General features: G+C 34.7%; 23 protein-coding genes. 6 read left to right on the forward strand and 17 right to left on the reverse strand.

Annotated elements, in window-relative coordinates; translation table 11 throughout:
* Positions 1 to 3: 3 nt before the first annotated feature.
* The 10 genes from F1Z66_RS00815 to F1Z66_RS00860 all read right to left on the reverse strand — a co-directional run bounded on the left by F1Z66_RS00815 (position 4) and on the right by F1Z66_RS00860 (position 10617).
* Entirely contained in the window at positions 4 to 738 is a 735-nt protein-coding gene (locus F1Z66_RS00815; RefSeq protein WP_149861694.1) for an urease accessory protein UreF, read from the reverse strand.
* Complete coding sequence (locus F1Z66_RS00820) at positions 728 to 1315, reverse strand: urease accessory protein UreE (RefSeq protein ID WP_149861695.1); 588 nt, start codon at positions 1313 to 1315, stop codon at positions 728 to 730. Before F1Z66_RS00820 ends, F1Z66_RS00815 begins: the two co-directional genes overlap by 11 nt.
* Positions 1316 to 1457: 142 nt before the next feature.
* On the reverse strand, positions 1458 to 1835 hold the full coding sequence (locus F1Z66_RS00825; protein ID WP_149861696.1) for a hypothetical protein: 378 nt from the start codon (positions 1833 to 1835) through the stop codon (positions 1458 to 1460).
* 6 nt (positions 1836 to 1841) lie between these two features.
* Positions 1842 to 3401, reverse strand: coding sequence for a TCP-1/cpn60 chaperonin family protein (locus F1Z66_RS00830; protein ID WP_149861697.1), 1560 nt, complete (start codon positions 3399 to 3401; stop codon positions 1842 to 1844).
* Positions 3402 to 3821: 420 nt separating this feature from the next.
* The gene (gene ureC, locus F1Z66_RS00835) at positions 3822 to 5549 is read right to left on the reverse strand and encodes an urease subunit alpha (protein WP_149861698.1); all 1728 of its coding nucleotides are present in this window, start codon (positions 5547 to 5549) and stop codon (positions 3822 to 3824) included.
* A 16-nt stretch (positions 5550 to 5565) separates the two neighbouring features.
* Positions 5566 to 5943: an urease subunit beta gene (gene ureB / locus F1Z66_RS00840; RefSeq protein ID WP_149861699.1), complete on the reverse strand. Its 378-nt coding sequence runs from the start codon at positions 5941 to 5943 to the stop codon at positions 5566 to 5568.
* A 64-nt stretch (positions 5944 to 6007) separates the two neighbouring features.
* Complete coding sequence (locus F1Z66_RS00845; protein WP_149861700.1) at positions 6008 to 6310, reverse strand: urease subunit gamma; 303 nt, start codon at positions 6308 to 6310, stop codon at positions 6008 to 6010.
* A 107-nt stretch (positions 6311 to 6417) separates the two neighbouring features.
* Positions 6418 to 6996, reverse strand: coding sequence for a hypothetical protein (locus tag F1Z66_RS00850; RefSeq protein WP_149861701.1), 579 nt, complete (start codon positions 6994 to 6996; stop codon positions 6418 to 6420).
* Between the two features lie 109 nt (positions 6997 to 7105).
* Positions 7106 to 8242 carry an urea transporter gene (locus tag F1Z66_RS00855; RefSeq protein WP_149861702.1) on the reverse strand — a complete coding sequence of 379 codons (1137 nt, stop codon included), beginning with the start codon at positions 8240 to 8242 and terminating at the stop codon, positions 7106 to 7108.
* A gap of 83 nt (positions 8243 to 8325) precedes the next feature.
* Positions 8326 to 10617 carry a sodium:solute symporter family transporter gene (locus F1Z66_RS00860; protein ID WP_201448487.1) on the reverse strand — a complete coding sequence of 764 codons (2292 nt, stop codon included), beginning with the start codon at positions 10615 to 10617 and terminating at the stop codon, positions 8326 to 8328.
* 210 nt (positions 10618 to 10827) lie between these two features.
* Here F1Z66_RS00860 and F1Z66_RS00865 point away from each other — a divergent pair, with 210 nt between their 5' ends.
* On the forward strand, positions 10828 to 11367 hold the full coding sequence (locus F1Z66_RS00865; protein WP_149861704.1) for an Lrp/AsnC family transcriptional regulator: 540 nt from the start codon (positions 10828 to 10830) through the stop codon (positions 11365 to 11367).
* 81 nt (positions 11368 to 11448) lie between these two features.
* Here F1Z66_RS00865 and F1Z66_RS00870 read toward each other — a convergent pair whose 3' ends face one another.
* From F1Z66_RS00870 to F1Z66_RS00885, 4 genes are all read right to left on the reverse strand, one after another.
* Positions 11449 to 12348, reverse strand: a complete 900-nt coding sequence (locus F1Z66_RS00870; RefSeq protein WP_149861705.1) for a ParB/RepB/Spo0J family partition protein — start codon at positions 12346 to 12348, stop codon at positions 11449 to 11451.
* Positions 12349 to 12522: 174 nt separating this feature from the next.
* A complete protein-coding gene (locus F1Z66_RS00875) occupies positions 12523 to 12945 on the reverse strand; it encodes a hypothetical protein (protein ID WP_149861706.1) in 423 nt (140 codons plus the stop codon).
* Positions 12946 to 13048: 103 nt separating this feature from the next.
* Positions 13049 to 13303, reverse strand: a complete 255-nt coding sequence (locus F1Z66_RS00880; protein WP_149861707.1) for a hypothetical protein — start codon at positions 13301 to 13303, stop codon at positions 13049 to 13051.
* Between the two features lie 152 nt (positions 13304 to 13455).
* On the reverse strand, positions 13456 to 14565 hold the full coding sequence (locus tag F1Z66_RS00885) for a DDE-type integrase/transposase/recombinase (RefSeq protein ID WP_230207391.1): 1110 nt from the start codon (positions 14563 to 14565) through the stop codon (positions 13456 to 13458).
* A gap of 86 nt (positions 14566 to 14651) precedes the next feature.
* Between F1Z66_RS00885 and F1Z66_RS00890 the strand changes: the two genes are divergently transcribed.
* The 4 genes from F1Z66_RS00890 to F1Z66_RS00905 all read left to right on the forward strand — a co-directional run bounded on the left by F1Z66_RS00890 (position 14652) and on the right by F1Z66_RS00905 (position 16270).
* A complete protein-coding gene (locus tag F1Z66_RS00890) occupies positions 14652 to 14873 on the forward strand; it encodes a hypothetical protein (protein ID WP_149861708.1) in 222 nt (73 codons plus the stop codon).
* A complete protein-coding gene (locus F1Z66_RS00895; RefSeq protein ID WP_149861709.1) occupies positions 14870 to 15280 on the forward strand; it encodes a DUF342 domain-containing protein in 411 nt (136 codons plus the stop codon). The genes F1Z66_RS00890 and F1Z66_RS00895 overlap by 4 nt, the downstream gene beginning before the upstream one ends.
* Positions 15277 to 15591 (forward strand): hypothetical protein, encoded by a 315-nt coding sequence (locus F1Z66_RS00900; RefSeq protein WP_149861710.1) that lies wholly within the window; start codon positions 15277 to 15279, stop codon positions 15589 to 15591. The genes F1Z66_RS00895 and F1Z66_RS00900 overlap by 4 nt, the downstream gene beginning before the upstream one ends.
* 223 nt (positions 15592 to 15814) lie before the next feature.
* Positions 15815 to 16270: a universal stress protein gene (locus tag F1Z66_RS00905; protein ID WP_149861711.1), complete on the forward strand. Its 456-nt coding sequence runs from the start codon at positions 15815 to 15817 to the stop codon at positions 16268 to 16270.
* A gap of 147 nt (positions 16271 to 16417) precedes the next feature.
* Here the strand turns inward: F1Z66_RS00905 and F1Z66_RS00910 are convergent, their stop codons facing one another.
* From F1Z66_RS00910 to F1Z66_RS16175, 3 genes are all read right to left on the reverse strand, one after another.
* Positions 16418 to 16963 carry a hypothetical protein gene (locus tag F1Z66_RS00910; protein ID WP_149861712.1) on the reverse strand — a complete coding sequence of 182 codons (546 nt, stop codon included), beginning with the start codon at positions 16961 to 16963 and terminating at the stop codon, positions 16418 to 16420.
* A 205-nt stretch (positions 16964 to 17168) separates the two neighbouring features.
* Positions 17169 to 17396, reverse strand: coding sequence for a hypothetical protein (locus F1Z66_RS00915; RefSeq protein ID WP_149861713.1), 228 nt, complete (start codon positions 17394 to 17396; stop codon positions 17169 to 17171).
* 182 nt (positions 17397 to 17578) lie between these two features.
* The gene (locus F1Z66_RS16175; RefSeq protein ID WP_255437873.1) at positions 17579 to 17713 is read right to left on the reverse strand and encodes a hypothetical protein; all 135 of its coding nucleotides are present in this window, start codon (positions 17711 to 17713) and stop codon (positions 17579 to 17581) included.
* 432 nt (positions 17714 to 18145) lie between these two features.
* Here F1Z66_RS16175 and F1Z66_RS00925 point away from each other — a divergent pair, with 432 nt between their 5' ends.
* Positions 18146 to 19579, forward strand: coding sequence for an HD domain-containing protein (locus F1Z66_RS00925; protein WP_149861715.1), 1434 nt, complete (start codon positions 18146 to 18148; stop codon positions 19577 to 19579).
* Positions 19580 to 19884 lie beyond the last annotated feature (305 nt).

The following is a 19884-nucleotide window of genomic DNA, read 5'->3' on the forward strand; positions in this document are numbered from 1 at the left end:
AAATCAAGTAATAAACATTTTTGAATCCATCTGTTCATGGTGCATTTGAATTATGTCTAATTGAGGTACAAATTGCCACATGTCGTCAGCTGGTTGGTTTATGTTCTTTAATACCGTAGACAAAATTACAGGCTTCATTTCATTGATCATCATTTGGCCCTCAAAATGTTGTAGAATACCCATTCTAAGTGCAGCTCCTATAACACTTACAACAAATCCATACACTAGCATCAAACCAGATCTTTCTTTCGGTATGTTCATGGAGTGACATCCGATTGCATAAGACACAGGAAAAACACCTTTTGCGAGTCCATCTTTGATACTTTTTGAGAAATAAGATAATACATCATTTTCATGGATAAATGAAGATACACATCTAAGGAACTGAATGCCAGACCTTGTGGAAGCTGAACGTGTTTCATCTACCAATCGCATGAAGTAATAAGTATTATCTAAATTCAAAAGTAGATCATAGTCCTTTTTTTGTATGCCATCATAAATATTTCCTACAACACAACAATCCGTTGGTCCAATTTGTTGAATGAGATATGCTTTGATAAAATCTGATATTTCCCCGTAAGATAGTTTTCTATTCCTATCATAAAATAATAACTCCAAGCCATTTGAAGTGGTATACAATCCAGTCGGAAAGAAAGAATCAGATAATTGTAAGAAGCTTAAATCCTCGATAGATATGGACGACGAGTCTATTTTTTCTTTCCCAGTCTCAGTGTGCATGTACGTCAAATCCTTGATCAGGTTCGAAAATAAGTGTATCCGAACGAATTTCTATGTGATCTTTTAGATCTGATAAAAGTCTCAAGAATAGATTTATCTCGTCTGGAGATTGAATTGGAAAAATAATGTTGTTTTTATCTATTTTTAATGGTCTGTGTAAATTTCCAATAGTGTGTCCTACTTTTATTGCAACATTTGTTAAGAGATCATCAGAGTTGTGATCATGGTTAACTTTCTCGGTGTTATTATCTTGACTATCATTACCGTGACTATGTGAATGATTATGTGAATATTTTTTGACGTTTAGAATGGCCACAAGCTCAGGAGATAATTTTATAATAATCATTTTAGAATCATCCAGAAATACTACATCACCATCCCTGAGATGAGTTCTTGATGGAAGTATGAATCCTACGTCAGTTTTTTTATCCGAAGCTTTTCTCATTCTGACCTTTTCGGCCTCAGATCTTTGAATAGTAATGGTTTCCAGAGTGTTATTTTTTAAAAAAGATTCATATTTTTGATACAGATCAGGATTATTTTTTATATTTCCCAAAATGGTTGAAACGGTTAACATTAGATGATATAGTGTTCGATCGACTCCATAAAAACAATTTCAGAATACTTGAAAGGACATAATATCTTGTACATGACAGATAATTTACACAATGGAGTTAATAGAAAAAAATGAAAATAGTTTGGTTAAGAAGGATTAGATGTTATGGATCTTTTTTTGAGTTATCTAGTGAATTTGGATTATTATCTCTGATTTTTTTTACGGCATTTATCATATTCTGTAAATTTTGAGTATAATCGTATTTTCCATAGTGTTGGTAGTTGCTTGGATCCATTTCTGCAAACAAGAATCCCCCCTCCGACATTTCAACTTTTGATCCAATTTCAAATTTTTCAGCAATTATACACTGTTTCACCAAATGGTAAGGATAGTCCAAATTAAGGTGGGACTTTGGATCAATCAAGCCTGAAATTGAAGATAGCTTTGCAGATTTTACTATTACATGTCTAATTTGTATAGGATCAATTATCAACAATGATTCATCAACATTAGACTTTTCAGCACAGTGTCTTATTTGCAAAAGTTATCACCTTTTTGAATCAGAAAGCGCTTGTGGGTTTAGATCATCCGCGGCAAGGTTTTTGTCTATTCTTAGAACTGATTTTGCCATCTCCCCAGATGCTTCTAATGCCATAGTTTTTACCAAAACGGGATCTAAGACTCCTTTAGTTACCATATTTACTATTTCTCCACTATCTATATCAACTCCGTAGCCATCGGGTGATGCCTTGGCATTCATTACTTTCTCCAAGCCATTAAATCCGGCATTTGTTAGAATTTGTCTCATGATGCTTTCCAATGCAGCCGTTACTACTTCAAGACCAACTTGCTCCAAACCATTGAGTTTTAATTGCTTAATTTTTTCTATGATATGTAGTTCAGCTGCTCCTCCACCAGGAACAACACCATAATTTAAAGCCGCTTCTGCAGCATTTATCCCGTCGATTGTTGATCGCCATCTTTCAAGTGACGTTTCTTTTGTGGATCCAGAAATCAATACTGTAATTATTTTCTTACCGTTACCTTTTTCTAAATAAATAATTCCGTTATCCTCATCTTCATATATTTTTTCTGAAATCCCAATTACATCAGGATTTTTTAAATCATCTAATGACCGTACCGGCTTTGCACCAGTATACCTGGACAAATATTCAATTTCTTCACTTGAAATATGCACTGCAAATAATCCTTTTGATACAAAAAGATCTTCGATGATTTGATCCACTTCAGGAGAAGCGATAAAAAGAGTATTTGCACCTGTTTCTACTATCGAATCAACTATTCTTTTTGATTTTTCCAACCTATCTTTCTCCATTGTTAGTATATCTTGATATTTACTATTTTCTTTAATCCAGGACTCTTTTACTGGTTTCAGATCCAATTTTAGTATAAGGATTTTTGAATTTTCAACCTTGCTCGGAAGTTCAGGATCAATTCTTTTTCTTTCTAAAACTATTCCATTGAAAATCTTATCTTCAATGTCAACTCGCCTTATTACCTTTACCGCCTTATCAAAATCATATTGTCCGTTATATACAGCATCTTTTCCTACTGTTCGTAAGGCTTCGACTACTATTTTATGCAATACACGACCATCTAGTTTGGACGACAGACTAGTTCTTACAATTTGATCGAGTTCTGCGTCACTCAGTTTAATTTTTTGAGCGCTTTGTTTCAGTAATTCGCATGAATGTTTTATTCCACTTTCTATGCCTTCAACTACCTTAGTAGGATGAACTGCTAATTCACGGATCAGCCTTTTGCCTTCCTTTATCATTTCGGCAGCAAGAATAACGGCAGTTGTTGTCCCATCACCCACTTTTTGCTCCTGTCTTTCAGCTATTTCTACTATCATCCTAGCAACTGGATGAATTGCTCTCAAAGACAGCAGAATGGTAACACCATCATTTGAAACATGCCTATTCATTGCTTGATCAATTAAAAGTTTGTCGAGACCCTTTGGTCCCAAGGTTGTTCTCACGGTATCAGCTACAGCCATAACGGCATTGGAATTAGACTCTAAAGCATTAAATTCAACATTTTCTGCAATTGGTTTCCAAACTCCAAAATTTTGCGGTGAAGACATAATTTTTAGATTTAGAGACCGAGAGATAAATGTTCAGGATAGGTCTAGAATTAGAATTTAAAAATTTGATCAACCAATGCAGTAATCCAAAGTTAAAGGATAAACTGCAATAAACTAAATTTTATAATCAATGTTGTCTAGTTACTTAATTAAAGCAGTTTATCTATACAGGCACAAAGATAGTGGACTCGATATTTCTTCAATAAAAGCACAATAGTCAATATATCTCCATATTAATTAAATTATCAAAAGACATCAAAAGAACATAATATTATGATGTTCCTCGTGTTTCCTCATTTTTCGTAATTTATTAAGCGTCATTTTCAAATAGTAGAAGACATCATCAAAAAGTTAACATTAAATAATTAAATGGTTTTGTAGCAAGCTCATTGCAAAGTTAAAAAAAGAAATAGTTGTGGCCTAAGCCATAAAGTATCTTTGTGCGAGAGTCAACTCCTTTGCAGGGTCCACTGTTGCGATTTGTCCATCAATCTTCACTTCATATGTTTCAGGATCAACAGTTATTTCAGGAGTCTTGTCGTTCCACATCATATCTTTCTTACCTATACTTCTGCAATTCTTCACTGCTAGTGTTGTTTTCTCTAGACCTAATTTCTGAGGTACGCCTAATTCTATTGATTTCTTTGACATAAAGGTAAAAGAGGTTTTTTTGACAGCTCGACCCATGGCACCGAACATCGGCCTGTAATACACTGGCTCTGGTGTGGGTAAAGAAGCATTCGGGTCTCCCATTATAGACCATGCAATAAATCCACCTTTAAAGACCATTTTTGGTTTTGCTGCAAAGAAAGCAGTATTATACATCACAATATCTGCATATTTGCCTACCTCAAGGGAACCCAGATAATCGGCTACACCATGTGTAATTGCTGGATTAATTGTGGTCTTCGCAATGTAGCGTTTTGCTCTAAGGTTATCATTATCCCCTTCTTCATCTTTTAGTTTTCCTTTCATTTTCTTCATTTTATCTGCTGTTTGCCATGCACGTATTACTACCTCTCCTATTCTACCCATTGCTTGGCTATCGGATGAATACATACTCAATACACCTTCATCATGCATGACATCTTCTGCTGCGATGGTTTCTGCTCTGATTCTTGAATCTGCGAATGCTACATCTTCTGCGACTGCGGGGTTAAGGTGGTGACAGAACATCAACATATCAAGGTGTTCATCAACTGTATTAACGGTGAATGGCCTTGTAGGATTGGTCGATGAAGGTAATACATTCTGTTCTGCTGCGATTGCTATAATATCTGGAGCATGTCCACCGCCTGCACCTTCTGTGTGGTAACTATGAACAACTCTCCCATCAATAGCATTAATTGTATCCTCCAAGTAGGCACATTCATTTATCGAATCTGTGTGGATTGCAACCTGAACATCTGTTAAATCTGCTGCACGCAGTGAAGCATCTAAAACTGCTGCGGTAGTTCCCCAGTCTTCATGATCCTTTAATCCACAAGCTCCGGCTTCGATCTGTTCCATTTGAGTTGCCAACGAAGGATGAGAATCATTACCCTTTCCCAAAAATCCCCAGTTCATTGGAGTATCTTCTACCGATTCAAGCATTCTACTTATATTAAACGTACCTGGTGTACAAGTAGTAGCATTGGTACCATCTGCAGGACCAGTACCACCGCCTATCATGTTACAAATACCGTTGCTGATTCCATCTATATATTGCTGTGGTGAAATCATGTGAATGTGGGTATCAAAGTGTCCAGGAGTACATATTGTATGCTCACCTGCGGTTGCCTCGGTACAAGCTGAAACTATAAGGTTTCTATCCACATCATCCATTACTAGAGGGTTTCCTGCTTTTCCAATACCTGCGATTTTACCATCCTTAATGCCAATATCACCTTTCACTATTCCTATGACAGGATCAATAACTACGGCATTTGTGATAACAAAGTCCAAAGCACCAGCTGCATTGGTAACACCAGGCGTTTGGGCCAAACCATCTCTAAGTGTCTTACCACCACCGAATACACATTCATCGCCGTGTGAAATCAAATCTTTTTCAATCTCAACAAAGAGATCAGTATCACCTAAGCGAATCTTGTCGCCTTTTGTGACTCCAAATAAATCCGTATATTGTTTTTTGGTTAATTTTAATACCATCTACAATCATCCTCCCCTATGTACTACCCATTCCTTTAAACCCATAGAACTTGGCTTTTTCAAATGCAGATTTTTTTATATTACCAGATTTCATACTTCCATTTGTTAATCCATTAAATCCAAAGCAAACCTTTGAGCCTCCTAGCTCACACAGTTCAACTTCTTTCGAATCGCCTGGTTCAAACCTAACCGATGTACCAGCTGGTATATTTAATCTATATCCAAATGCCTCCTCTCTAGGAAAATCTAAGACTTTATTTATTTCAAAAAAGTGTGTATGAGAACCTATTTGACATGGTCTATCACCAGTATGTTTTACGGTAACCTTAATTGTCTTTCTGTTTTCATTACAGAGCACATCTCCTTCTGATAAAACATATTCTCCAGGTATCATTATTAATCAGATCCTCCGATTATTATGATATTTAATTTATACTCAGTAGTCATTCATTTTTCACCTATTGAACTGGATCGTGTACGGTAACTAGTTTAGTTCCGTCTGGGAATGTAACTTCGACTTGTACGGTGTGTATCATTTCAGGTACTCCCTCCATAACATCCGTTCTTTTTAAAATATTTCTTGCAGATGTCATCAGCTCAGCGACTGATTTTCCTTCGCGTGCACCTTCTACCACAAAATTGGCTATATAAGCAATTGACTCGGGATAATTTAGTTTCACTCCTTTTTGTTTTCTACCTTCGGCAATTTGAGCCGCCGTCCAAATCATCATTTTTTCAATTTCTCTTGGGGCTAACATCATGTTTAATTCAAATATAACAAGCGTAGTGAATTATTTTAAAATTCAAAATAATAATTAATATATATGAACAATTACAATGATCCGATTTAGTCGATGTCGACTAAAAACTATAATTGTTTAGAAATTTTGACAGGTATACACATTTTTAACCAATAAAACGTCTTGTTGTAATCACCGTTCTTTCCGGTAGGTAATATCAGTTCAAATTTTTCATGCACTGTATGAATTAATAATACATTTTCTTTTATTGCTGTCCCAAACATATTTGATACCAAGGTTTTTGCGTCAGGGTATAACACAAATTTTTTAATATCCTTATAATCTATAGATATTTCATCTGGAGACTGTAAAGAAGTTTTTTGAACGAAGGAATCTTTTCCTTTAATGTCCGAATAATCGATCTTTTCAGATAATACATAGTAAAGGTGTGGCCCGAGACCAGCAACATATCCGGGATCAGCTAGCTTTCGGATTATGCTTTTTCTCAAAAGAATTATCCTACTAGGTGTAAAGGTTAGAAGATAGTCTACTTTCATCGGCTTCTTTTTTATGTATCCAGAGAGTCTCAAAATAATTGGTTCTACATTGCGTTCATACATGAGATCGCAAAACATTTTGATCTTTTGTGTATCTGACAATGTAGAATCAGATTTGATCTTTTTCAAATCGCCCTCGATATCAACCAACAACAAGGCAAGTTATAGAAGGTGAAATATTACTTTTAAAAACAAATGGCTAGATTTTCAAATTAGAGAAAAAATAAGTCTTGATCGTGATCGAAGAACCAGGAAAAAACTAGCCTTCGGGTCTAGACCACCCTATCCCCGCCGGTATATTTCCAAATCCAAATATCGCAATGAGCCAGACCCAAGCCGTAAATACAAATGGTCCCGTAAGCGCAGGCAATCCCCACTGTCCAAAAAATCTCTGAAGTGCAGGCATTACAATAACAGAGCATGCAACTGTTGCAAGTACAGCCAATAAGAATGACTGCCAAGTTAGTGGCACAAAACTAGTTAACGCAATCATTACAAGTACCTGATTGAACCCGTGCAAACCAATTCTGGTTTCCTGTGTAGGTAACTTCATTAATATAGACAATGCTGCCCCTATAGCCGATCCTATTAGCGCCATAAGTCCTCCGAGAAAAAGAGGCGAATATTCATTCCACTGTGATGTATACCCATTAGTAAACCAAGGTCTGTCCTGAACACCAGCTATGAGAGGTGCTAACTCGAAAGTAAGTGTAAGTCCTACGACCCAAAATACACCAGTCTTCCAATTCTCAACAAAGGTAACCTGAGATACACCCTTGAATGTGGCAATTATGAACTCTTTGGGTGTCCACTTGAAATTATCAGGCCTTAGCTGTACGGGATTATCGCTTCCAGAAATTTTCACTTCTTTAACAGATTCTGGTACTTCTGGCCAAACGTCATGGCCATACCGTTTGCTTGCATACATCATAGCCCAAGTAGTAAATATGAAGGAAGATGTAAATCCAGGGATAGCTACAGAATTGGCTACACCACCTTTGAGATCCGGACTAAAAATATCTCCCATAAAGTGTGAGAATGCCATCCACGCTACAGCAGTAATTATGGCTCCAAATATAGAAATCGTAAGGGTTACGCGATTTGCTTTTACGAATGGTCCAGACCAGAAAGCCATTCCAGTTAGAATGGAGTTGTATCCGAACAAACCAAATGTAACTAAACCATAATCTGCACCAAGTAGTAACGCTGTCCCCGCACCAATTAAACCTGCAGCGACCATCATTATACCGGCTTTGCGCGAAGCAATAAGTACACCAGCAAGAATAAATATACCGGTTATTGGTGAACTTAACAATGGAATTTCAGAGATTCCATTAAACAAGATATAGAAGAAATCTAGAAGAGGATCTCCCGACGAATATGTTGGTATTCCCATAGAAGGATTCTGTACAGGTATTGTTTAACAATTTGTATCGAATATCGGTTTATTAATATACAATAGATCTCTATTATACACATTCAATTTAGCAGCAATACAGGCTTATCTGATTCAGACAATACTTTTCTTGTAACGTGACCAATTTCATTGGAATTACCCAACCCTTTTGTTCCCAAGACAATGATATCGACATTAAGATCATGAGCGGTTTTGATAATCCTGTTCGCAGGGTTCCCGACCTTTACTATTCTTTCACATCTCCTTGAAGTATTTATGAGAATACTAGATAGCACAAGACGTCCCTCCTTTTCTACCCGCTTTAATAATTCATTATCATATTCAATATTTTCATCCTTGCTATCATCGGGCCAATCAATCACATGCACCACGTAGATCATAGAATCGACCTGAAACACATGACTAGCATAGTCTAATGCCCTTATAGAAGGCATAGAACCATCAACAGCTACAAGAATCCGTTTATAATTGGCATCAACACGATTTTCAAGATGATCTCCGGTATTCCTCTTTGAAATATCTGATGTCTCATTATCTTGATTTCTTCTTCTAATGCGCTCTTCTACCAAAAATAAAAGTTTTGAAACGACTGTCGAAATTTCTCTTTTGGATTCGATAATGGGTTTGACAATGAGAAAACAAGCAGCTGCACCAGTCCACACTATACTTAGTATTATCCAAAATGCAAAGAATTCAAATGAGAATATATACCCTGAAAAAAATAAAGGCAATGGCCAAATTACGACCAATAAAAGTGTGAAAATTATTCCATATTTATATCCAAAAAGCGTGCGCTTTTTTAGAAAGACTTCATCATTATCCTCCTTTATTAGCGATCTTATTCTCGCTTCGACTACAACAATTCGCTGTTTTGTGATATTGAAATTGAAGTTATCGGGTTTGATCCAGCTTCCCAAGATTACTAATCCGAATCCAGAAACAAATGATGTCAAGTTACCCAATAAAAGTGGGATATCATGACTTGTGGATGTTACAGAAATACTTCCGTAAAAATAACTAGCAGAATAAATCCAAACTATGATTCCGAATAACAGACCCAGTATGGCTGAAATTGAAGCAGCAGTCTTGTTAGTTTTTCTCCAAATCAGAGATAAAGAAATAGGACCCACCGCAGAGCCGATGAGAATTCCCATCGACAGATAAATGTATTGCAAATTCAGGCCGATATGAAACAAGGTTAAAGAGAGAAGCCCGATACCAAATCCAAATATCAGGACAGAGTATTTTGAAATGCTCATAAGCTGTCTGCCAGATGCAGAGGGTTTGAGATATGTTCTATAAATATCAAATGTAAAAAGAGAAGAGAATGCAACCAGTTCAGCAGAACCGGCACATGTAACTGCGGTAAACAGCATAGTCAATATCAAAATACCACCCACCTCGCCAAGGAGGTTTGATATAGTGATTGGAGCGACCAAGCCGTGGCTAACTTCAGAAGCAGAAAGATCAAGATGTAATGCGATCCCAGCAAGTCCTAAAGAGGTAGCTAGCGCAAAAGGTATAGCAAACCAGGCCAGTCCACCAACAAAAAATCCCTTAATCAATGATCTGGGACGCGCCGCAATGGCACGCTGCCAAAATGTCTGATCGACAAAAACAGTTCCAAAATTACCGATGATGTTGATAATCCCAAAAATAAGAGCTCCAACCGATGCAAGCGTAAGAAATGAGCCACCTGAGTTACCTTCGACTGGATCTAATATACTTGCCTCTTGAAGTCCTTCAAATAAGCCCCCTATTCCACCAATATGTGGATTGTAAAAGTAAATCCCCACCACGAGGATCAAAATTACGATAAATATCAAAGAAGTGTTTAGATAATCTGCAAAGAAAGTAGCCTTTAGTCCCCCAAAATAAGTATACATCATAATACTAAGCGGAATAATGAAACATGCAACTGTGATATCAATGCCTGTTAAAGCATTCAATGCAGCAGCACCGCCCAAAACTAACATGGCCGTAACAATTGAGTTTGCTAACAAGGCAAAAAGCAAAAATACTTTATGACCAAATTTCCCTAACCTAAGATAGAGAAATTCAGTAAAGGTATGAGATGAAGGTGCTCTCTTTTTTAATTCTAATGCAATAACGGCAAACAAAATTATCTGTATACTAGCTCCTGCCGCATACCAAAACGGTCCGCTAATTCCATACTTGTAGGCAACGGTTGATGACTCAAGTAATGTGGCAGCCCATATCCAAGCAGAAATAACAGAAGAGGCTAACAGACCGCTCTTTATATTTCGACCAGCTGTAGAAAACCACTCGAATGTTTTTCTTACTCCTAGCCACTTGGTATCGACAAAGATCAATACCAAAACTAATACGGTCATTATCAATCCCCCTCCAATGAAAATAAGGTAACCTATCCCTTCAGAAAGGATGAATGACAATCAAATGTTAAAGTTTAATTGATTTATTTAAATTAATCTTGATTTCGTGATTTATTAATGCGATTTTTAACCGGAAAATTCTGTAATTAATTTGAAATTAAAGTTCTAAACTATAAATAATTAGATCAATAATTTTGTAGTATCAAATCAATGATAGATTCCATAGACGAATTAATCCTCTCTGCTTTAAGTAAAGATGCGAAACAGGATTTAAATGAAATTTGGGACTTTTTAAGAAACTATGGCTATAATTTGAGTCTAGAAGAGATAGATTCGCGAATAAGAACTCTTGAGGATGAAAAAATAATATCAAGATATACTATATCTATTGATACCAAAAAAGTCAGGCATAAAATAGTTAGAGTGGTTTTGGTAACATTTAGACCATCGCAGCATTTGAGAAGTAGAGTAGAAGGGTTAAAGAAATACTTAGAAGATGCACCATTTGTATTATTTTCTGGGAGGACTAGAGGAGGATATGATTGGATTACCATTCAGGTGTTTTCTTCTCCAGAGGTAGCTGACGAAGAAAGTGATATATATAGGAACTTGTTTGGAGACATCATACAGACTTACGAAGTATACGATTTTTCTCCACTAAAGGAATCTACATTTAATGCGTTTACTTATACAGATAAGGAATACAAAAAATTCTTAAGTGAATGGATGCCACCGTTCCTTGGAAGATGATCACCAACTAAATATTATATTCCAACAAAACTTTATTGTTCAAAAAAATGGCAAAAATGTAAAAATACTTTTTGGTAATAATTAGTTTTTTAGATATTTTGCAGTTTTTGTAATTCTAGTGTTTTTAAAGCGGATTGTATCGTCTATTAAAGCGTGGATTTTAAGTCGCAAGTCCATTAAAAAGCTAATAATATCCGTACTTTGTTCAGGTTCACAGTTTAATTGAACCTCCTCTATTATACTGTCTAACCGTGCAAGAGTTATTTTTAAAGCAAGAGACGTTTTTTTGGTAATTTTTAGTGTTTTTAGATTTTTAAGGTTAATATTTTCATTAGCAATCAATTCCAAATCATCACCTGAAAGACCTTCTTTTGTAAAAACTGCTTTTACTTCTCTTATCTGTCTAATGGTTAATTCATTTTCGATTATATGGTCCGTGAACTGGCTAATGTTGCTAGGAGAAAGAGTCGTTAATTCAAGGGCTTGACTAACACTTAGTTTATTTAACATTATTTTTTCCTTTACATCTTGTGGAAGCTTTAAAAGTTGTATTCTGTGAGAAACATATTCCTCACTTTTACCTATCTTCTTGGCCAATTCGGTAACTCCCCCCCACCCGAGGTCTTGTACATATTTTCTAAATGCCTCTGCTTCCTCAAGTACGCTCATAGATTTTCGCTGAATATTTTCCGTTAGTTGAATTTCAAAAGCCTGTTTGTCATTCATTTCCCTAATTTTGCAAGGAATGTGACGCCATCTAAGGGATTTACATGCATAAAAACGTCTATGGCCAGCCACAATTTCAAAGTTATTTTGATACGGACGAATTAAAATTGGCTGTAACAGCCCATGCTCTTTGATACTAGATACAAGTGATTCTACTTCTTGATAATCATTAAATTTATCTCTTAAAGAAAACTGTGACGGACGTATCATTTTAATTTCTATATGTTCTACTATACTAGTATCAAACGCATGCATAAAATAGATAAAGGAGCCTAATACTTATACATTTTCATTTTAAATTAATTAATCCAAATTTTTTGCATTTTTTTTGGAATAATTATAGAAATTTGTTCTGTTCACTCCGTTGGTGTTAAATTTGGGTGTTTAAAAGTGGGTGGTGAATAGAACAAGAGATTTAGTCGGTCAATATTAGTCTATTTCCCTCATGAAATTAATTACTTCCAAACAGTATGCAATGGCTCCTCCTACCAAGGCGGAAAGAATAGTGGAGTATATCCTAAGGTCATCAATTGGATGATGAGAAATCCAATCATGGATTAATACTATCACATTGTGACCTATTATAGTAAACAATACAATTAATCCTGCGGTTATCGCAAAATGACTTGTAGTAGATAGGAAAAAACCTTTAAGACCTCGAGTTTTTTCATCTTGAAATCTTATGATCCTTATATTTGGTAAATTACTTAGCAATTGGTAGCAGCTCAGCTTATCATCTTTGGTCTTAAGCTTAATGATTAATTGTATAATTGGCGGTGCGTCCTCAATTTCATTATCTGTTAACTCACGCATAGATGGATTGATCTGCTTGTTGAAAGGTATAGATTCCAATCTACTTATGACCTCATCTTCTGAAATACTTACATAAGTTAGCTCACAGTATACTGTAAATACATATCTATCCAATCAGAAAAGAAGATAATTAAATGAAAATTTAGGCGTTTCGTTTACTTATTCGGATTCTTATATTTCTCGGATTATACTTTTGAGAAAGATTTTTTTTAAAATCAATTAAATCCTTCTCGGAATCAACATCCAAGGTTATGATTACGTCTGCATCATTAGGAGAATACTTGTGTGTTCTAAAGGCATTAGTGACATGTATATTTCTAAAGTTCTTCGTAGATCCCAATATGTTTTTACAGTTATTAGGCTCGCATTGTATTTCTACTACTGCTGATACACTCATTTTCTCTCCCCATATATATTATGCATAACACCGTTATATACTAACTTATTATACCCTACATGAGTCACTATTTGATGGTATAATATAATCATGTAAAAACATGATTAACATACTATATTAAAAATATATCCATTTCTAAATTTCATATCATTTCATATTTCTAATAGATTTCTAAATTTGTTTTTACTGTTCGATTTATCTAATTCTATTCCAGCTTTCTCCGCAGGCGTTTTTCCGTTCAATGCTGCATGTGGCTTGACAAAGTTATAGTAGATGCGTTGACCTTCTGCAATGGCTGACTTGTGGCTCTTCCAACCCCTTTGAACCTTGACCCTTTCCCTTAGTGATCCATTTAACCTTTCAATTCTGTTATTGTTAGCGTGAGGCTTGTTGATACCACACTTGGCAACATGGTCTGTCTGCTGTCCAAATACCTGCTTAACGCCTTCTCTATAAGCTCTTAATGCATCAGTGTAGATTGTTAGAGGCTTGTTGCCATGACTGTTCTTTATGGCTTCGTTAAAGGCTTGGATTGCCCCGTTAATGTCTCGCTTTTCAGAAAGCTTTGAGGCTATGAGGAATCGAGATTCTCTATCCATGACATTCCAGAGGTAAGCTAATCCGCTTTGTCCTTTACTTGTTTCGCCGTCCTTCATTTTTACAAACAGTTCGTCTACATGCCATTGATTAGACAATTGAGGGATTAGGCTGTTGACATTTTCTGATATTCTAGGGATATACTTTTGTATCCAAGAATAGATAGTTGAAAAGCTAAGGTCTAGCTCAAAGTGGTCGTTTAGATTCCTAGCTACCTTTCTTAATGACAGTCCAGAGAAATACAAGTCCAGAGCAAAGGTAACAATTTCTGGATCGAACTTTAATCCCTTTAAGAGAGATGGTTCTTTGAACTTGTGCTGACAGTCCTTGCACTTGTAAACCTGTTTCTCCTTGTAAAGACCGTACTTCATAACCCTTATTGAACCGCATTGGTCGCACTTGGTAGCATCCTCTGCAAAGATTTTAGGTTGACTTTCAAGCCATAGTTTAACGCCATAGATATGCTTGCAGCACTCTATCTTTCGGTATTCAAAATCAGGACAACTACAAACCCAAATAGATTCTAAAGCTTGGACTTCATATTGCTTGTTGGTAAAAGTTTGAGAATGAACTGTAAAGCTTCCACTGGAGTTTTGGATGATAGAACCTTCCTTTGATATTAAAAGTCCTCTTTCCATTCTAAAATCTATTTGATTGTTGCTCATACTACTATACCACTAGTAGTATAGCGATGGTAGTATTTAACTTTAGTGTTTTATACTTATATACTACTTTAATTATATAATACTATATGGTAGAGAAGAAACCCGACTCAAGAGGTCGGATACCAACTTCAATTAAAATTGACCCAGATTTATGGAAAGAGGCAAAGATTGAAGCCATAACAAGAAACATGGATTTGTCAGAGATGGTTGAAGGTGCATTAAGAAAAGAATTGAAACCGAAAGAATCGGCTGAGCAAGCAAGGGAAACAATGAGGTTAAAAAGAAAACATAGTGGAGATGATTATTGAATATGGGCTATCCTTTTCTTAGAATGAAATTGGAGATTCTACAGAATAGATGGAAAGTTCTAGATGAAATACAGGATAAAATAGAAAAGGTAATAAAAAATTTACCAGAAGGAAGTGAAGAAAGAGACCAACTAATGTTTAAAAAAATGGTTATAAATCTCCTACAACAAGATACTTCAGATATCACTAGTCTATATGTGGAGATTGATCAAATAAAATCAAGTATTGAAATACTGTGGAGTGAAACACTCGGTAAGGATAAGAGTTTTACACTCCCATATGAAAAAAAGGATAAAAGTGTAATGGATAGGGTTGAGGAACAAGAAGGGTATAAAAAAGTTGTGGAATGGGTAAAAAAAGACCTAGAGGAAAAGGCGAAGGATACAGAATTTAGGGATTTGAAATGACAGCAGATTTTGAAGCATGGCAGGAGATATTAGAAAAATGGAAACAGGTCAACAGAATGCAAGACCTAAACCAAAGACTCTATGATGAATTGGGTAGTGCCATAATCTATATTTTAGAATATAGTAAACGAAATGATGTTGTTTTACCTAATAGAGAACGCCTTTGGAAACTTGTTGAGAATATTCATGAAATAACAGGTCGAGTTAACAGATATAGAGGTGAGATTAATAACTTACCACCCAAAACTAAACACCCATTTTCAACACCTGATGAGGAAACAGAACCTAGAAATTGGATTATTTGGTATTAATTTTACAAATAGAATGATGATGATAGAAAGGGTTGTCTTCAATTAAAGATTAGAATAGGACAGAAAGCAAATTCGTACAACATTCTTACTTTTCTCATTAACTAATCTCACCCTTATATAAGAACAACACAATCTTCAACAGACCCACAGTCAAATTATTGAATTAAAACATCATATAATTAAGATACTTTTATAATAATGAGGATGACAAATACAAAAATAAATGTTTTCCAAGATCTTGGTGGGAATAGATGGATCTGAATATTCTAGAAACGCTGTAAATTATGCTCTAGATTTAGTCACAAAATATAACTCAGAATTATTCCTCCTTGCGATTGTTCCTTCTAAAGTTCACCATGGTGATTCTTCTGGTGTATTCGGGATGGTGGCTCCATCGTATTTCGAAGAATACAAAAAGGAAGCTGAAAAGTGGTTTGATGAAATAAAAAATCACATTGGTCAAAAATCCTCAATTGATATCAACAACAAGGTCAAATCAGAGGTCATGACAACACCATTCTCAACTGCTGCCTCAATATTGAACTATGCAGAAGAAAGGGATGTAGATCTAATCATCATTGGAACCAGAGGTCACTCAGGGTTGAAAAAAATGCTACTTGGAAGTGTAGCAACAGATGTCGTCACCTATGCATATTGTCCTGTACTGGTGATAAAATAAAATTAATAACCTACAACACCTTTTTCATTGTCGTTACGTTACCACAGTAAAATAACAATAATAATGATTATTCAAATTGTATTGTTAAATGGATTCTTGAACCAATTGAAGGTATTGGAAAGGTTTTTGCCAAGCGATTAGAATAAACTATATCAGCTCATCCTGATGGAGCTTATCTAATAATGGTTTGAGTTCTTTACGGATTTCTTTTTCATCCAAGACAATACTTAAATCAATTCCTAAAACAATAGATAAGATATTTCTGTCTTCTCTTGCAGTATAAATAGAATTACCAAATATACGGAATTGTTGACGATTATCATGAATCCATTGTTTCCATTTTCTAGTTCTTTGTGTATTTTCCTCCAAAGAACTTATTACATAATCCAAGTGAATTCCTTCCGAGTGATCTAGTAAATTAAGTTTAACCATAGGAAGCATAAGATTCCCACCTCTTACATTTTTTTTCTCTTTTATCATTTGTTCTATAATGTTCTCCTCTATTTCATGGTCAGGCAATGATGCATCATTCTTTCCGTTTGGGTCTGAATTGTCATGATACTTATCTAGGTCCACATTATAATTTGGAAAGAAATATCCTGTGAGATTTTTATCCCAGTCATAAACTTTGTAAATAGTGTCGATATATTCGATTTTCCATAAATTATCTTCCCTCTTCTTCCTCCCAATCATGATTTAAAAGAAAGCTACATTTGGTATTTTAAGTTGACAGAATTCCCCGCTTTTATTTAAACACGAGAATTAATCTCCAAAGGCTTGACAGACAATATAGCAGTTAAATTAAATTTCAAATTTGAACAAGAAAAAGAATAAAAAAAGTTATCTTGGATTATTCAAAAAAAGAAACAAGAGAAATAAAAAAAAGGAATTTGGATTTTTAAATCTTGTAGGACTCTAATTCATCGATGCTAAACTTTAAGAATACTTCCGCACCGTTGTACCCTTCAATCTGACTTTTTGGTATGCTATACTCCTTTCGGTCTCCATGAGAGGCAATAATCACAGAATCTGAATTAATAGCATCAACATTTCCCGCATCTTGATAGTCATTTGATCTAACGTTTTTATGAACAATGCTTTCCCAATCCAATATAGATTCTGACAAGGCATGTATAAAACAAAATTAGATCTTTTAAGTCTTAGTATTTATACATAATAGAATGTATTATGGATTATATTATTTGAAAGATTTTGATACTTTACTAAATATTTTTATAAAATGAACAAGGCAAAAAGTCCTCAAAAGTAATAAATGATTGTATTTTTTGATACTTCTGATGTAGTTTCTTAAAGAGGATCTTCCAAATCATACTTCTTAAATACTCCATAGTTGTCTAATGCATCTTTTTGAAAAGCAAAAATTGCCATACCCCATACTTTGCATTTTTGTTTGTTATCAAAAAATTTAAAATTTAATATCATGATATCCAATAAGCAATATCTATAGCCTGTTTTTTTGTTCTGCGAGCATGTCTTCAAAATTTATTCCTATATTTAGAAACATATTCCGGCATACTTAAATAGAATTCTTAAAACCATCGCTATTTGGGATTCAATCCTATGGAAACCCTCATAAATTATCAAGTCTTCATGAAAATCAAAGCAATGGTTCCTCATGTTTGAAAATTGGTAAATGTATTGCCCAATTTTTGAATCTTTTTTTGTCTACTTGTACCTTGGCAGAGCTGTTCGTGTAAAGTTAACCGCACCATACTAACCTTTATCTCTGCCTAGTAATAGATTTCAAATTATAAAAACCGACCTGCGATGAATCGTCATACATTCTATTTTGCAAAAAAATCAAAATCAGAAATAAACACATAGTTTTTAAAAATTGGGTTTATATCTAACACATTGCCTGTATATCATCCGTTTCTAAATTTTACCAATAGTATAAGATTAGCCGAGTATGGATATATTGGAATAACATCTATTGAGAAAAAAATTATTGACACAAAATTCTTCCAAAGATTACGAAGAATTAAGCAGAGTTCAAATCTATTTATGGCATTTCCAGGAGCATCTCATTCGCGTTTTGAACATTCCTTGGGTGCCATGCATGTTGCTGGCGAGGCATCCACATACATCATATTAAATTCCAACAACACGATTAATTCCACTTCAATAATTGACTTGATGGACACAATAGATTGTAAAAATGAGTTTAAAAAACAAATTCAAATTACAAGGCTGGCAGCACTGTTACATGATATAGGACACGCTCCCTTCTCCCATACATTTGAGGAATTTCTAAAATTAGTAAATCCATCTCTAGATTGGAAGCATGAATACTTAAGCTTGGAGATAATTTATGATAAGTTTGGAGAACTTATTTTTAAATTATCAGAAAATACGATTGAGTCGTACGAGGTTATGTCACTGTTGTGCGATCTATCCCCAGACCTTAAAATAATCGACAAAACTAAAAAAGTTCTTGAAAAAGTCGGTGTGAGAAAAGAGATTATAGCCAAAATGGATGTTTTTTTGCAATCCAATTGGTATTTGAATTTTCTCGTAAAAGAGGATCCGTATAATGTAGACAGGTTCAATTATCTGATCCTAGACTCCAATAGAACGGGTGCAAAAGAATACGGATTTGTAGACGTAGGTAGAATAATCCAGAATTTGTATTATTTAGAAAAAGACAAGATCGTAACTGTATCTACTCAAGCTAAAGAAGCAGCCATGAGATTCTTTGAGGCATATTCTCAAATGCACAGGTCAATTTATTTACACAAGATATCACAAGGAGCCGACATACATTTGTCTTATATAATGAAAGAAGTTGCAAAAGAATCAGATACTATCTTTCATAAATTAACCAATCCTCAAATGGAAATTCTTTTGGAACTTTCTGATGATGTTTTGATTTATGAATTATCAAAAACAAAAAATGAAAAGACTAAGAAGTTGGTCAATGATTATCTAAACAGGAATATTTTATCATTGGTTCATGAATTCGATCTAAGCGATAATAACAAGATTACTAGGATAATGGACACAAAGGGATCAAAAGGCTTGCAAGACGAAATCAAAAAAGAATCAGGGTTGGCTGACAATAGCGTAGTTCTGGTAATTAACATTACAAACAAAAAGGCTACTAAACCACCTGTAGATGAGTCTACGCTAAAGAGACTCATGTTTTATAATACCAAATCCAAAAAATTAGAATCACTTGACTTGGATTTTATCAAACAACTATATCCTAACAAAAAATACAGAATTTTTGTAGAAAAAGAAGATAAAGAAAGGATTAAAGAAATTCTAAGCGAATGGTTGGAAGATTAATTTTCTTTTGGACTTACATGAGACTAAATATCATCCGGAGAAATAGCGCCCCAACAATAAAAATCTCTTCAACTATAGTATCATAAATTGATTCACCAAAGTATTTGATATTTAGAATAATAACCTAGAAAAGCAAATCAAGTTACTAAATAATAAGGAAAATAATTTAGTAGAATTAACTTCACAAACTCAAATATTTATCATTCGTATTGTAATATGTAATTCAAGTATTGTCCTAAACAAGCAATGATGTGAATGTAGCAGCATGCTGATTAAGTAGAACAATATTTGTTATTCATTCACTT

The organism is Candidatus Nitrosocosmicus agrestis (genome assembly GCF_008389435.1).
Taxonomy (GTDB): domain Archaea; phylum Thermoproteota; class Nitrososphaeria; order Nitrososphaerales; family Nitrososphaeraceae; genus Nitrosocosmicus; species Nitrosocosmicus agrestis.

What these genes read in the sequence shown, in the direction of transcription:
- F1Z66_RS00815 (WP_149861694.1), bottom strand. Translation starts at nt 738, where the DNA reads ATGCACACTGAGACTGGGAAAGAAAAAATAGACTCGTCGTCCATATCT.
- F1Z66_RS00820 (WP_149861695.1), bottom strand. Translation starts at nt 1,315, where the DNA reads ATGTTAACCGTTTCAACCATTTTGGGAAATATAAAAAATAATCCTGAT.
- F1Z66_RS00830 (WP_149861697.1), bottom strand. Translation starts at nt 3,401, where the DNA reads ATGTCTTCACCGCAAAATTTTGGAGTTTGGAAACCAATTGCAGAAAAT.
- ureC (WP_149861698.1), bottom strand. Translation starts at nt 5,549, where the DNA reads ATGGTATTAAAATTAACCAAAAAACAATATACGGATTTATTTGGAGTC.
- ureB (WP_149861699.1), bottom strand. Translation starts at nt 5,943, where the DNA reads ATGATACCTGGAGAATATGTTTTATCAGAAGGAGATGTGCTCTGTAAT.
- F1Z66_RS00845 (WP_149861700.1), bottom strand. Translation starts at nt 6,310, where the DNA reads ATGATGTTAGCCCCAAGAGAAATTGAAAAAATGATGATTTGGACGGCG.
- F1Z66_RS00855 (WP_149861702.1), bottom strand. Translation starts at nt 8,242, where the DNA reads ATGGGAATACCAACATATTCGTCGGGAGATCCTCTTCTAGATTTCTTC.
- F1Z66_RS00860 (WP_201448487.1), bottom strand. Translation starts at nt 10,617, where the DNA reads ATGACCGTATTAGTTTTGGTATTGATCTTTGTCGATACCAAGTGGCTA.
- F1Z66_RS00865 (WP_149861704.1), top strand. Translation starts at nt 10,828, where the DNA reads ATGATAGATTCCATAGACGAATTAATCCTCTCTGCTTTAAGTAAAGAT.
- F1Z66_RS00870 (WP_149861705.1), bottom strand. Translation starts at nt 12,348, where the DNA reads ATGCATGCGTTTGATACTAGTATAGTAGAACATATAGAAATTAAAATG.
- F1Z66_RS00880 (WP_149861707.1), bottom strand. Translation starts at nt 13,303, where the DNA reads ATGAGTGTATCAGCAGTAGTAGAAATACAATGCGAGCCTAATAACTGT.
- F1Z66_RS00885 (WP_230207391.1), bottom strand. Translation starts at nt 14,565, where the DNA reads ATGAGCAACAATCAAATAGATTTTAGAATGGAAAGAGGACTTTTAATA.
- F1Z66_RS00890 (WP_149861708.1), top strand. Translation starts at nt 14,652, where the DNA reads ATGGTAGAGAAGAAACCCGACTCAAGAGGTCGGATACCAACTTCAATT.
- F1Z66_RS00900 (WP_149861710.1), top strand. Translation starts at nt 15,277, where the DNA reads ATGACAGCAGATTTTGAAGCATGGCAGGAGATATTAGAAAAATGGAAA.
- F1Z66_RS00905 (WP_149861711.1), top strand. Translation starts at nt 15,815, where the DNA reads ATGTTTTCCAAGATCTTGGTGGGAATAGATGGATCTGAATATTCTAGA.
- F1Z66_RS00910 (WP_149861712.1), bottom strand. Translation starts at nt 16,963, where the DNA reads ATGATTGGGAGGAAGAAGAGGGAAGATAATTTATGGAAAATCGAATAT.
- F1Z66_RS16175 (WP_255437873.1), bottom strand. Translation starts at nt 17,713, where the DNA reads ATGATATTAAATTTTAAATTTTTTGATAACAAACAAAAATGCAAAGTA.